Below are 12806 nucleotides of genomic sequence, written 5' to 3'. Positions count from 1 at the left end.
CTCGTACGGGGCGGTGCCGCCCGTCACGGCGTTTGTCCCGAAGCGGTCGGCGGCAGCAGCGGACCGCAGTCCCACTGCTGGAAGATGAGCCGCGTCTCCACCCGGGCCACCTCCCGGTGTGCCGTGAACTCGTCCAGGACCAGCCGCTGGAGGTCGGTCATGTCGGCGACGGCGACGTGGACGAGGTAGTCGTCGGGCCCGGTCAGGTGGAAGACCGTCAGTGCCTCCGGCAGTCCCCGGATGCGCTCCACGAAGGGGCCGACCAGCTCCCGCCGGTGCGGTCTCACCTGCACGGACAGCAGCGCCTGGAGTCCGCGCCCCAGCTTGGCCGGATCGAGCCGCAGCCGGTTGCCGAGGATCACGCCGGAGCGGCGCAGCCGCGTCACCCGGTCCAGGCAGGTCGACGGCGCCAGCCCGACCTGCGCGGCGAGATCGCGGTAGGTCGTCCGGGCGTCGTTCTGGAGCAGCCGCAGCAGTTGGAGGTCCACCGGGTCGAGTACGACGGATTCGGCCATCGGCCGAACGTAGCACGGCCTTCCTCCCGCTGGACCCGCCCGTTGTTCACCCTGCCGTCCATGGACTCAACCTCAGCGAGCACACAGGCGCACCCGGATTCCGCGGGCACGCACGCGTACGACGGCGTACGCATGTCCGATTCTGCGGGCACGCACGCGTACGACGGGGTACCCATGTCCGATTCCGCGGGCACGCACGCGTACGACGGCGTACGCATGTCCGGAGCGCCCCGCGCACTGGCCACCGAGGCCGTGCACGCCGGTCGGGACGACCTGGCCCGGCAGGGCCTGCACGCCCCGCCGATCGACCTGTCCACCACCTATCCCTCCTACGACAGTCGGGCGGAGGCCGCCCGCATCGACGCGTTCGCGGCGACCGGCGCCGAACCGGAGGGCCCGCCGGTCTACGGCCGGCTCGGCAACCCGACCGTCGCCCGCTTCGAGACCGCGGTGGCCCGGCTGGAGGGCACCGGGAGCGCGGTCGCGTTCGCCAGTGGCATGGCCGCGCTGAGCGCGGTGCTGCTGGCCCGCGCCTCACTGGGCCTGCGGCACGTGGTCGCGGTCCGTCCGCTGTACGGGTGCAGCGACCACCTGCTGACCGCCGGGCTGCTCGGTTCCGAGGTCACCTGGACCGACCCGGCAGGCATCGCGGACGCGCTGCGCCCGGACACGGGCCTCGTCATGGTCGAGTCGCCCGCCAACCCGACCCTCGCCGAGGTGGATCTGCGGGCGGTCGCGCACTCCTGCGGCTCGGTGCCGCTGCTCGCCGACAACACCTTCGCCACGCCGGTGCTGCAACGCCCCGCCGAGCAGGGCGCGCGGCTGGTGCTGCACAGTGCCACGAAGTACCTCGGCGGCCACGGTGACGTCCTGGGGGGCGTGGTGGCCTGCGACGAGGAGTTGGCCGGACGGCTGCGGCAGATACGTTTCGCCACCGGCGGGGTGCTGCACCCGCTGGCCGGCTACCTGCTGCTGAGGGGCCTCGCGACGCTTCCGGTCCGGGTGCGCGCGGCCTCCGCGACCGCCGCCGAACTGGTCCGCCGCCTGACCGCCGACCCGCGCGTCGCTCGCGTGCACTATCCGCGGATCGGCGGCGCGATGGTGGCCTTCGAGGTGCACGGCGACCCGCACGAGGTGATCGCCGGCGTACGCCTGATCACTCCGGCCGTGAGCCTCGGCAGCGTCGACACGCTCATCCAGCACCCGGCGTCCATCAGCCACCGCATCGTGGACGCGGAGGAGCGCAGGGGCGCGGGGGTGAGCGACCGGCTGCTGCGGATGTCGGTGGGCCTCGAGGACGTCGACGACCTGTGGGCGGATCTGGACGGCGCGCTGAACGGGGCCTCGCTCGCCGTGAGGTGACGTGCGGCTGCCCGTGACGGCCCGAAGGGCCCGGCGACATGCGCGTCGCCGGGCCCTTCGGGGTCGGTGGCCTCCACGAGGCGGGCGTACGGCTCAGTCGCGGACGGTCCGCTCCCCGTGCCGCCCGTACGCCGGAGCCGTGCCGGCCGCGGCCGTGTCCAGCCGGGCCGTGATGACGAGCGTGCCCTCCTCGATCTGGTAGTCGAGGGGGAGACCCAGGCCGCGCATGGCGGCGACCATGCCGGTGTTGGAGGCCTGCGTCACCGCGTACACGCTCGCGCAGTCCGCCTCGACGGCCATCGCGACCAGCCGGCCGAGCAGTTCGGCGCCGATGCCACGCCGCTGCCACTGGTCCTCGACGAGCAGCGCGACCTCCGTCTCGTCGCCGTCCCACAGCAGGTGGCCGAGGCCGACGATGCGTCCCGAGGGCGTCTGCACGGCGAGCGTGCGGCCGAAGCGCGGGCTGAGCAGGTGGTTGAGATAGCGGTCGGCGTCACCGACCGGCCCGTGGTAGCGCATGCCCAGGGTGCGCGACGAGCAGCGCTCGTGCATCGCCTTCGCCGCCTCCAGGTCGGCGGGGTCGGCCCGGCGCACGGTGATGGCGTTGCCCTCCGGCAGCGTCAGCACGTCCTGACCCGGCGGTACGCGGGGGCCCAGCCGGGCGTCCAGCTCCACCAGGGCCCGCGCCCGCGCGAACTCGGTGGGGGTGAACGGCAGGTACGGCCGCTCCACGGTGATCACTCCGCCTTCCGGCGCCCGCAGGCGCATCACGGTGTCCTCCAGGACCCCTTCCACCGGCACGCCGTCCGGTCCGCGTCCTCCGCCGCGCACCGCGGCGGGCAGTGAGCGGATCGTGCAGCGGCCGAGCAACTGGCGCAGGGCCAGGGGCAGTTCGGCGGCGTCCAGCGCGGTCCGGGTGGCCAGCCCCAGGATCCGGGTCGGGGCGTCGACCAGGTCGTGGGCGTCGGCCCGCTCGATCCAGGTGCGGGAGCCGCCCGCCAGCGCCACGGCCCGGCTGATCCCGGCCGCCACGAGCGAACCGGGCGCCCGCAGCAGGAACTCGTCCACGGTGTCCTCGCCCAGCGGGTGCGTCTGGAGGCTCAGGATGTCGACGCGGTGCTCCGCCAGCGCCGTGCACAGCGCGGCCAGCGATCCCGGCGCGTCCTTCACCGTCGTCCGCATCCGCCACAGGGTGCTTCCCTGCGCGACGCCGTCGGGGAGTCCGGACGGCCCGGCCTGCGCCTCGGTGGAGGGCGGCCGGGCATCGGTATCACCGGTGGGTGGTGCGTGGCCGTGGCGTCGTGACCACCAGACGTGGAATCCGGCCGTGGCGACCAGGGCCGCCGCGGAGATGGCCAGCAGTCGTGGGCCGTCCGGGCCGTGCCCGACGAGGTTGGCGACCATGTCGGCCACCGCCACCGCTGTGAACAGGGCGGCGAGCTCCACGACGTCCCGCCGCCAGTGGTGCACCGGGCGGCCGTGCTTCGCCCGCGTCACATCAGACATGTCTCGAGTCATGCCGCCACTGTGAAGGAACGGTGTTGCGTGATCACGAACGGCTTGTGACTGATGGGTAAAGGATGCATATGTCCTTTTTATTGATTCTTCTACGTTCCTCGGGCCTCGGCACGGCCGGGAGCGCCGCGCACCGGGGGATGACGCCGGTGCGCGGAGCCCTTACAGAATAAGGGAGTTCAGGCCCGGGAGATCACTGACCGACCCGGCCGGGCTGGAGCGCCTTGGTGAACAGCACGGTGCCGTCCTGCTCGCGCAGCCGCACGGTCAGCTCCCCGCTGTCGCCGTCGATGTCGACCTCGCCGAAGAACTGGTAACCGTCGGCCGGGGAGACGTTGGCGGTGGTGGGGGCCTTGACGAAGACCCGGTCCGGGCCGAAGGTGCCGTCCAGCGTGTTCGCCGGGAAGGCGCCCGCGTTGAGCGGCCCGGAGACGAACTCCCAGAACGGGGCGAAGTCCTTGAACGCGGCCCGCGACGGGTCGTAGTGCTGGGCCGAGGTGTAGTGCACGTCGGCCGTCAGCCACACCGTGCCGGTGATCCGGCGGTGCTTGACGAACCGCAGCAGTTCGGCGATCTGGAGTTCACGGCCGAGTGGCGCGCCCGGGTCGCCCTGGGCGACCGCCTCGATGTTCGGCTTGCCGTCGCCGGTGTCCGGGACGACGAGACCGAGCGGCATGTCGGAGGCGATCACCTTCCACACCGCCCGGGAGCGGGACAGCTCCCGCTTGAGCCACGCCAACTGCTCCTCGCCGAGGATTCCCTGGGCGTCGGTGCTCTGGTCGTCGGGGGAGTTGGCGTTCCGGTAGGTGCGCATGTCCAGGACGAACACGTCCAGCAGCGGGCCGTGGTGCTGCACCCGGTGGACCCGGCCGTGCGGGCGGCGCAGCGTCGAGATCGGGAAGTACTCCGAGAACGCCTGCCGGGCGCGGGCGGCCAGCACGTCGACGCTCTTCTCGGTGTACCGCGCGTCGGTGAGGATCTCGCCCGGGTACCAGTTGTTGGTGACCTCGTGGTCGTCCCACTGGATGATGGAGGGCACGCGCGCGTTGAAGGCCCGCAGGTTCTCGTCCAGCAGGTTGTAGCGGAAGTTGCCGCGGAACTCCGCCAGCGTCTCGGCCACCTTCGCCTTCTCCTCGGTGGTGACGTTCCGCCAGGTCCGCCCGCCGGGCAGCGCGACGGTCTCACTGATCGGGCCGTCCGCGTAGATGTTGTCCCCGCTGCACAGGAAGAAGTCCGGGTCGAGCGCGGCCATCGCGTCGTAGATCCGGTAACCGCCCAGCTCCGGGTTGATGCCCCAGCCCTGTCCGGCCAGGTCGCCCGACCAGACGAATCGGACGCCGTCGCGCCGCCGTGAGGACACGGTACGGAAGGAGCCGGTCACCGGCTCGCCGGTACGGCGCGGGTCCTCAGGGTCGGCCAGCAGCACGCGGTAGTGGATCTCCTGGCCGGACGGCAGCCCGTGCAGCCGGGTGGTGCCGGTGAAGTCCGTACCGGCACCGAGCAGCGGACCGCGCCAGCGGCGCGGATTGCGGAACGACTCCGTCGCCGACGTCTCGACGATCATCCGTGCCGGCCGGTCGGAGCGGACCCACAGCAGCCCGGAGTCCGCGGTCACGTCCCCGGTCTGTACGCCCCACCCCGCGCCGGGCCGCCCCGACAGGGCGAGGGCGGGCGCCGCGCCGAGTCCGACGGGCAGGGTCAGAGCGGCGGACGCGGCGAGCGAGCCACGCAGGACGCTGCGGCGCCCGGGCAGTGGACGATGTGACATGGGTGGGCCTCCTGGAACGGGAACCTGCCGGTGTGCACCGTCACAACTACTGGCACCCCGCAGCGCACACGCAAACCACGGATGAACAACTGGACGCGCCACCACGAGGGCCCCGCCGTGCCCCGGTCCGGTCGACCAACCGGGGGTGGGGCGTGGTGGTCGCTGCCCTCGTGGTTCCGGCCGCGCCCTGGTCGACGAACCGGAGGTGCCACCTCGCGGCCTCCGCCCGCCCGGCCCCGCCCTCCCGCGGTCGATCGACGGGATGTGCCACCTCGCGGCCTCGCCCGTACAGCCCGCCCCGCCGCGGACTGACGAGCCGACGACCGGAGCGCCACCTCGCGGGCCCCCGCCGTCACCCCGCCCGCACGGCCTCAGCCAGGAGGCGCACGCCTTCCCGGAGCCGTGCCGGGGACAGGTGCGCGTACCCGAGGACCAGCCGCACCTCGGGCCCGGCGGTGCTGTCCGCGTGGCTGTACTCCGGCAGGGTGCGGACGGCCACGCCCGCCGCCGACGCCCGTTCGGCGAACCCGGCCTCGGGGCCGTAGCGGCCCGGGAGCGCCGCGATGACGTGGAGTCCGGCGGCGATCCCGGTCACGCGGGTGCCGGGGAAGTGCTCCCCGAGCGCCGCCACGAGGGCGTCGCGCCGGTCGCGGTAGGCACGTTGGCAGCGGCGCAGCTGACGGTCGTAGTCGCCGCGCTCCACGAAACGGGCGAACAGTGCCTGGTCCAGGGCCGGGTGGCCCAGGTCCAGGGTCCGCTTGCGCTCGACGACCTCGTCGGCCAGCGCCTCGGGCACGAGCAGCCAGCCGAGCCGCAGCCCCGGAGCGAGGGACTTGCTCACCGACCCCGTGTACGCCACCCGTTCCGGGTCCAGGCCCTGCAACGCGCCCACGGGAGCACGGTCGTAGCGGAAGTCGCCGTCGTAGTCGTCCTCCAGCACGAAACCGTCCACGGACCGCGCCCAGTCGAGCAGCCGGGTGCGCCGCCGCGCCGAGTAGGCGATGCCCGTGGGGAACTGGTGCGCAGGCGTCGTCACCACGGACCGTACGCCCGAGGCCTCCAGCGGTCCGAGGGCGAGCCCCTCCTCGTCGAGGGGGAGAGGTACGGCGGTGACGCCCGACGCCGCGTACAGGGCGCTGTGCTGCGGGCTGCCGGGGTCCTCCACGCCGACGGCGTCGATCCCGCGCGCGTGGAGCACCAGACCGATCAGGGCCGTCGCCTGGGCCACGCCGGAGACGACCACGAGCCGGTCCGGGTCGGCGACCACACCCCGCCGCCGGGCCAGCAGCGCGGCCAGCGCGGTGCGCAGCCGGGGCAGCCCGCGCGGGTCGGGATAGCCCAGCTCGTGGTGGGGCAGCTCGGCCAGCACCCCGCGCTGCGCCGCGGACCAGGCGGCCCGCGGGAACAGCGACAGATCCGGCGTCCCCGCCACGAAGTCGGCGCGCGCGCCGGGTGAGCGCGGTGCGAGGTCACGCGCGCGGGGCGGCGCGGCGCGCACGGCCCCGCCCACCCAGGTCCCGGCCCCGCGCCCGCTGCGCAGGTACCCCTCGGCCGTCAACTGCTCGTACGCCTCGGTGACCAGCCCACGCGACACCCCGAGGTCGGCCGCGAGGTCCCGGCTCGACGGCAGCCGGGTGCCCTGCGCCGAGCCGCCCCGAGCGGACCGCCTCGCGCAGGGCCGCCTGGAGGGTGCGGCCACGCGCGCGGGGAGCGGCGGAGGCGGCGGGCAACAGCACCTCCCACGCGGCGGATACGGCGTTCGCGCCGGAATTGGTCCCCGATGACGTCATGGAAGTGGACCTTAAACCGGGCCGCCGTGCTTCCTAGCGTCACGGTCATGAACGTCACCACCACCCGCGGCTCCCTCCTCGCCGCGCTCGCCTGCGTCCTCGTCGGAGCGTCCTTCACCGCCAACAGCGTCCTGGGCGCCTACCCGTACGCGGGCGGCCAGGCCCTGCGTTACGGCCTCGCGTGCCTGCTGCTCGTGCCGCTGGCCGGTGCGGGCGCCCTGCCCCGCCTGCGCGCACTCACCTCCCGCCAGTGGGCCCGTCTGGCCCTGCTCGCGGCCGTCGGCATGGTCGGCTTCAACCTGGCCGTCCTGGCCGCCGAACGCTCCGCCGAACCGGCCGTCCCGGGCGTCCTGGTGGGCTGCGCGCCCGTTGTCGTCGCGGTCCTCGTGCCGCTCCTGGAGGGGCGCCGCCCGCGCCGTACGGTCCTCTACGGCGCGTCACTGGTCGCGGTCGGCGCGCTCACCGTGCAGGGCTGGGGCCGGACGGACGGCGCGGGCCTCGCCTACTCGGTGTGCGCGCTGGGCGGCGAGGTCGGGTTCGCGGTACTGGCCGTGCCCGTGCTGCGGCCCCTGGGCCCGCGGCTGCTGTCGGCCACCGTGTGCGGGCTGGCCGCCGTCGAGTCCACGGCGGTGGGGCTGGTCCTGGACGGCGGCGGGTGGCTGCGCCGGCCGGACGCCGGTGAGACGGCCGCGCTGCTGTGGCAGGCGGTCGTCGTCACCGTCATCGGCTTCGTGTGCTGGTACATGGGCATGCAGCGGATCGGCGCGGAGCGCGCCACGCTGTTCTCCGGTCTCATCCCGGTCGCCGCCGCCTGCACCGCCCCGCTCGTCGGAACGGGCTCCTACGGCCCGGCGCAGGCCGCCGGCAGCGCCCTCGTCGGTGCCGGAGTCGCTCTGGGCGCGGGGGTGTTGAGCCGCTCCCGGGGTGTCTCAGCGGCTGCCGTCGAGCAGCACGCGCGCGACGAGCGCGGGGTCGTCGTTCATCGGGCAGTGCCCGCAGCCGGGCAGCCGCACCAGACGTGCGCGGGGGATGATCTGCTTGGCGCGGACGCCCTGGCGGCGCAGCAGGATCATGTCGCGGCTGCCCCAGGCGACCGTGACCGGGATGCCCGGGATGTCGTCGGTGAACCGGACGGAGCCGCCGGACCGAAGGGTCTGGTCGAACCCGGTGGCCCCGGCCAGCGCCAGCGTCTCGGCGACCACGGCCTCGGGTGAACGGCGCGTCGGCCGGGCGTAGATGGTGCTGGTGAGGGCGGTCCGGCCGGCCGCCGACCGTGACAGCCGCTCCACCAGCGGCGGCGGCATCCGCTGGGAGAGCCGCCGCATCGTCAGGAGCACCCCGAAGGCGTAGCGCCGCTCGGTCTCCGACCAGAAACCGGCCGGGGACAGGGCGGTGACGGACCGTACGTGCTTTTCCCGGCCCAGTTCCAGGGCCAGCAGACCGCCCAGCGAGTTGCCCCCGACGTGGGGGCGGTCCAGCTCCAGGGCCTCGCAGAAGGCGGAGAACACCGCGGTCGTCGTGGCCAGGTCGTAGTTCAGCCCGTCGGGCAGGGACGGGGAGGCGCCGAAGCCGGGCAGGTCCACCGTGATCACGTCGCGCTCGGTGGCCAGGATGTCCACCACGGGGTCCCAGGCCTGCCGGTGATGCCCGATGCCGTGCAGCAGGAGCAGCGGCTCACCGCGGCCCACGCGCGCGTAGGAGACGGTGACGGGCCGTGGCCCGTCGGGGGTGGGGACCGGGAACGAGACGGTGGCGGACATCGGAGTGCTCCTCGTCTGAACAGGCGGACGCGGTACGGGCCGACGGCGGCGGGGCGGGCCGGCGGCCGGTCGCGCAGACAGCTTGTCAGCAATTGCTACCGACGGGTAGCCCCCGGTCGGCCCGCCGTCTGGACACGGCCCCGGGCCCCGGGATGGGATGGCGGGGTGACCGCAGACACCATCACCGACGTCTTCGAGGAGCACCGCTCGCTGCTGCTGGGCGTCGCCTACCGCATGCTCGGACGCGTCGCCGACGCGGAGGACGTGGTCCAGGACGCCTGGCTGCGCTGGGCCGCCGCCGACCGGGGCGACGTCCGCGAACCCCGCGCCTACCTGGTCCGCGTCGTCACCCACCTCGCCCTGGACCGGCTGGCCCGCATCAAGGCCCGCAACGAGGCCTACGTCGGCCCCTGGCTGCCCGAGCCGTACGTCACCGACTTCGGCGACACCGTCCAGGACACCGCCGAACGCGCCGTCCTCGCCGACTCCGTCTCCCTCGCCGTCCTCGTCGTGCTGGAGTCGCTGTCCCCACTGGAACGCGCGGTGTTCGTGCTGCGGGAGGCCTTCGGCTACCCGCACGCCGACATCGCGGCCGTCCTCGACCGGTCCGAGTCCGCGGTCCGCCAGCTCGCCGGCCGCGCCCGCCGGCACGTCGACGAACGCCGGCCCCGCTACGACGTCGACCCCGTCCAGCGCCGCGAACTGACCGAACGGTTCCTCGCCGCCGCGGCGGAGGGCGACCTCGAAGGGCTGCTGGACCTGCTCGCGCCCGACGTGCGGCTCGTCGGCGACAGCGGCGGCAGGTCGAAGGCGCCGCTGCGGGTCCTGGAGAGCGCCGACCACGTGGGCCGCTTCCTCGTCGGCGTGACCCGCAGGAGCGTGCCCGACCTGTCCGTCCGCGTCCTCGAACTCAACGGCGGCCCCGCCCTCCTGCTCCTGTCCGGGGGCACACCGGACAGCGTCCTCCAGCTCGACGTCGCCGACGGCCACATCCGGACCGTCTACGTCGTCCGCAACCCCGACAAGCTGCGCGCGCTGGCCGCGTAGGTCCCTCCGGCCCCGAAGCCCCCGTCGACGGCGCGACGGGGGCTTCGCCGTGGTGCCACCGGAGGCGGCGAGTACGAACGTCCCGTGAACCCTTCGCTGTCGGACGCCTGTCCGCTCCGCCGGGGTTCGAGGATTGGTCTTGACCAAGGGTGGGGGCCGTCCTATGGTCGCAGAGAAGTACAACAACCTTTAATAAACAAGGGCGCGAAAACGCCGCCGTACCACGGCGATTGCGGAGGACAGGGTGGGGACCACGCAACTGGAATCGGTACCGGAACCGAAGTACTGGCATCTGAGGACCGTGCTCAGCGAGGCACTGGACTCGGAGTTCACCGTGGGCGAGATCCTGCCCAACGAGCGGGACCTGGCCGCGCGCTTCGGCGTCGCCCGCGCCACGCTCCGGCAGGCCCTGGAGCAGCTCGAACTGGAAGGGCGGCTCCAGCGCCGCCGCGGCGTCGGCACGACCGTCGCGCCGCCCCGGGTGGGCGTCGACGTCGGCGCCGAACAGCAGGCCTGGCCCGGCGCGTCCGAGGACGCCTGGCAGCCCGTCGACTGCGCGGTCGCGCCCCGCCGCCGGCCGTCGCCGACGCGCTCGGCACCGACCGCGACGAGGCCGTGCACATCGTGCGCCGCTCGCGGGTCTCCCACGGCCAGCCCGTCGCCGCCGAACTGCTCTACGTCCCGCGGTCGTCGGTACCCGACCTGACCGCGATCGACACCCCGTCCGGTACGGCACGCGCGCGTGCGGTACTGCGCGAACTCGAGCGACTGGAGCTGGAGGGCCAGGACCGCGCGGTGGAGCTGGGCTCGGCCCGCGCCGACGACGCGAGGGAACTCGACCGGCTGCCCGGCGCGCCCGTCCTCGTCGTCACCACCCGCTTCTTCACGCGGGGCCGCACCGCGGCACTCTCCCTGGCCACCTACCGGGCGGACACCTGCCGCCTGACCTTCGGCGCCTCGGGCAACGTGGAGATCCACCACGGCCCGGAACGCCAGGCGTCCTGACCGCCCGGTGACCGCACGGCAGGCTCCCTGAACGGCCTGCACCGGCCACCGACCGCACGCACGAACGCGCCCCGGAGACATTCCGGGGCGCGCCCGCGTTCCCCGGCCGCGGTGCGCGCCTCACGCGCGGCCCGTCACCGTGCCCTCCACCGCGAAGAGCTGCTCCTCGACGTGGTCGAGCGCCAGGCGCAGGGCCCCGGTCGCCACGGCCGCCTCACCGAGCAGGGACAGGGCCACCTTCGGCGGGCGCAGACAGTAGCGCGCCAACTCCCGCCGCAGCGGCTCCAGGACACCGTCCAGGCCCGCCGCCCAGCCGCCGATCACGACCAGCTCGGGGTCGAGGGCAAGGACCAGCGCGGCCACGTCGTGCACCAGGCGCTGGATGAAGCGATCCACGGCAGCCCGCGCCCGCCGGTCGCCCTTGCGTGCCTGCGTGAACACCTCGGCGACCGCCTGCTCGTCCAGCGGATGCAGCGGCTCGTCCGTCGTGGACAGCAGCGTTTCCGGAGTCACCCCGCGCCCCAGCAGGTGCAGCGCGCCGATCTCCCCGGCCGCCCCGCCGTACCCGCGGTGCAGCCGCCCGCCGATCAGCGAACCCGCGCCCGGGCTCAGCCCCGCCAGCACGAACACGACGTCGTCGGACTCGGTGGCGGAGCCCTTCCAGTGCTCGGCCACGGCCGCGGCGTTGGCGTCGTTCTCCACCAGCACCGGGCACTTGAAGGAACGGCTGAGCCGCTCGCCCAGCCGCAGCCCCGTCCACTCGGGCAGCGCGGTGCCCAGCCGTACGGTCCCGTCCGCCTCCACGATGCCCGGCGCGCCGACGCCGACGGCCCGCAGGGAACTGCGGGGGACCCCGGCCCGCCGCAGCAGCTCGGCGACCGCTGTCCGCAGCCGTTCGAGCCGCTCGTCGGCGGGCGCCGTCTCGTCGACGTCCTTGGCCTGCGCGCCGAGCACCCGCCCGTCCAGGTCGGCCAGCAGGACGGCCACCCGGTGCGCCCCGATCTCCAGGCCCAGCAGATGACCGGCCTCGGCCCGGAACCGGAACCGGCGTGCCGGACGCCCCTGCCGCCGGGCGGCCCCCTCCTCGGCGGCCTTCTCGACGACGAGTCCGGCCGCTATCAGGTCCTCGACGACCCCCTCGACGGTCGGCCGGGACAGCCCGGTCACCCGGGTGATCTCCGTGAGCGTCGCGCAGTCGGTGGCACGCAGAGCGTGCAGCACCACCGCGGAATTGATCCTTCGCAGCAGCGAGGGATCCCCGCCGGTCAGCCGCCCCAACGTCCGTCCTCCCAGCTCTCGCGCGTGTGGGGCGGATCGTACTCGGCGCGGGGCACCCCGGCGAGCGCGGACCGCGCACCGGCCGGCTTCACGTGCCGGTCCGGCCCGCCGAGACGAACCCCGACTCGTACGCCGTGATCACCGCCTGCGTGCGATCGCGGGCCCCCAGCTTCGCCAGCACCCCGCTCACATGCGACTTGACGGTCTCCGTGCCGACGACCAGCCGCGCGGCTATCTCCGCGTTGGACAGTCCACGGGCCATCAGCCGCAGCACCTCGGCCTCCCGCTCGGTCAGCCGCGCCCGCTCCAGCAGGTCGCGCGCCGCCCGGTTCCCCGGCCCGTCGCCGTACGAGGCGGCCAACCGCCGGACCGACGCCGGGAACAGGAGCGACTCGCCCTCGGCCACCAGCCGTACGGCGTGCACGATCTCGGCGGGCCGGGCCCGCTTCAGGAGGAACCCGTCCGCGCCCGCGCGCAGCGCCTCGTACACGTACTCGTCGTTCTCGAAGGTCGTCACGACGAGGATCCGCGGCGGCCCGTCGACCGTCCGCAGCACCGCGCGCGTGGCCTCGATCCCGTCCATCAACGGCATCCGTACGTCCATGGCGACCACGTCGGGCCGCAGCCGGCGCACCAGCGGGATCACCGCGGCCCCGTCCGCGGCCTCCCCGACGACCTCGATGTCGGGCTGCGTCTCCAGCACGGCCCGCAGCCCGGCGCGCACCAGCGGTTCGTCGTCGACGAGGAGCACGGTGATCGGCATCGG

8 protein-coding genes and 3 pseudogenes are annotated in these 12806 nt (G+C 74.2%); 4 read left to right on the top strand and 7 right to left on the bottom strand.

Going from position 1 to position 12806, the window contains the following annotated elements; all coding sequences use genetic code 11:
* Positions 1-23 precede the first annotated feature (23 nt).
* Positions 24-515, bottom strand: a complete 492-nt coding sequence (locus BM536_RS18470; protein WP_073494813.1) for an Lrp/AsnC family transcriptional regulator — start codon at positions 513-515, stop codon at positions 24-26.
* Positions 516-689: 174 nt separating this feature from the next.
* On the opposite strand from BM536_RS18470, the gene BM536_RS18465 reads away from it, so the two are divergent.
* On the top strand, positions 690-1877 hold the full coding sequence (locus tag BM536_RS18465; protein ID WP_094103222.1) for a trans-sulfuration enzyme family protein: 1188 nt from the start codon (positions 690-692) through the stop codon (positions 1875-1877).
* A 93-nt stretch (positions 1878-1970) separates the two neighbouring features.
* On the opposite strand, the gene BM536_RS18460 is transcribed toward BM536_RS18465, so the two are convergent.
* The 3 genes and pseudogenes from BM536_RS18460 to pdxR all read right to left on the bottom strand — a co-directional run bounded on the left by BM536_RS18460 (position 1971) and on the right by pdxR (position 6950).
* Positions 1971-3347, bottom strand: a complete 1377-nt coding sequence (locus BM536_RS18460; protein WP_073494817.1) for a GNAT family N-acetyltransferase — start codon at positions 3345-3347, stop codon at positions 1971-1973.
* Between the two features lie 238 nt (positions 3348-3585).
* The gene (locus BM536_RS18455) at positions 3586-5160 is read right to left on the bottom strand and encodes an alkaline phosphatase D family protein (protein ID WP_094103220.1); all 1575 of its coding nucleotides are present in this window, start codon (positions 5158-5160) and stop codon (positions 3586-3588) included.
* Positions 5161-5512: 352 nt separating this feature from the next.
* Positions 5513-6950: pseudogene (gene pdxR / locus BM536_RS18450) on the bottom strand (MocR-like pyridoxine biosynthesis transcription factor PdxR).
* On the opposite strand from pdxR, the pseudogene BM536_RS18445 reads away from it, so the two are divergent.
* Positions 6941-7834, top strand: a pseudogene (locus tag BM536_RS18445) (DMT family transporter); the annotation flags it as partial. The pseudogenes pdxR and BM536_RS18445 sit on opposite strands and share 10 nt — an antisense overlap.
* Positions 7835-7879: 45 nt before the next feature.
* Here the strand turns inward: BM536_RS18445 and BM536_RS18440 are convergent.
* Complete coding sequence (locus BM536_RS18440; RefSeq protein WP_073494811.1) at positions 7880-8710, bottom strand: alpha/beta fold hydrolase; 831 nt, start codon at positions 8708-8710, stop codon at positions 7880-7882.
* 165 nt (positions 8711-8875) lie between these two features.
* On the opposite strand from BM536_RS18440, the gene BM536_RS18435 reads away from it, so the two are divergent.
* Positions 8876-9757, top strand: coding sequence for an RNA polymerase sigma-70 factor (locus BM536_RS18435; protein WP_073494810.1), 882 nt, complete (start codon positions 8876-8878; stop codon positions 9755-9757).
* A 244-nt stretch (positions 9758-10001) separates the two neighbouring features.
* A pseudogene (locus BM536_RS18430) lies at positions 10002-10762 on the top strand (GntR family transcriptional regulator).
* 120 nt (positions 10763-10882) lie between these two features.
* Here BM536_RS18430 and BM536_RS18425 read toward each other — a convergent pair.
* Positions 10883-12040 (bottom strand): ROK family transcriptional regulator, encoded by a 1158-nt coding sequence (locus tag BM536_RS18425; protein ID WP_094103219.1) that lies wholly within the window; start codon positions 12038-12040, stop codon positions 10883-10885.
* A gap of 88 nt (positions 12041-12128) precedes the next feature.
* Positions 12129-12803: a response regulator gene (locus BM536_RS18420; RefSeq protein ID WP_094103218.1), complete on the bottom strand. Its 675-nt coding sequence runs from the start codon at positions 12801-12803 to the stop codon at positions 12129-12131.
* Positions 12804-12806: the final 3 nt, after the last annotated feature.

Source organism: Streptomyces phaeoluteigriseus, assembly GCF_001896135.2.
Taxonomy (GTDB): domain Bacteria; phylum Actinomycetota; class Actinomycetes; order Streptomycetales; family Streptomycetaceae; genus Streptomyces; species Streptomyces phaeoluteigriseus.
This window is presented reverse-complemented; position numbering and strand designations above follow the sequence as displayed.

Excerpts from the sequence above, each read along its gene's own strand:
- BM536_RS18455 (WP_094103220.1), bottom strand. The coding sequence starts at position 5,160 with ATGTCACATCGTCCACTGCCCGGGCGCCGCAGCGTCCTGCGTGGCTCG.
- BM536_RS18440 (WP_073494811.1), bottom strand. The coding sequence starts at position 8,710 with ATGTCCGCCACCGTCTCGTTCCCGGTCCCCACCCCCGACGGGCCACGG.
- BM536_RS18420 (WP_094103218.1), bottom strand. The coding sequence starts at position 12,803 with ATGCCGATCACCGTGCTCCTCGTCGACGACGAACCGCTGGTGCGCGCC.
- BM536_RS18470 (WP_073494813.1), bottom strand. The coding sequence starts at position 515 with ATGGCCGAATCCGTCGTACTCGACCCGGTGGACCTCCAACTGCTGCGG.
- BM536_RS18465 (WP_094103222.1), top strand. The coding sequence starts at position 690 with ATGTCCGATTCCGCGGGCACGCACGCGTACGACGGCGTACGCATGTCC.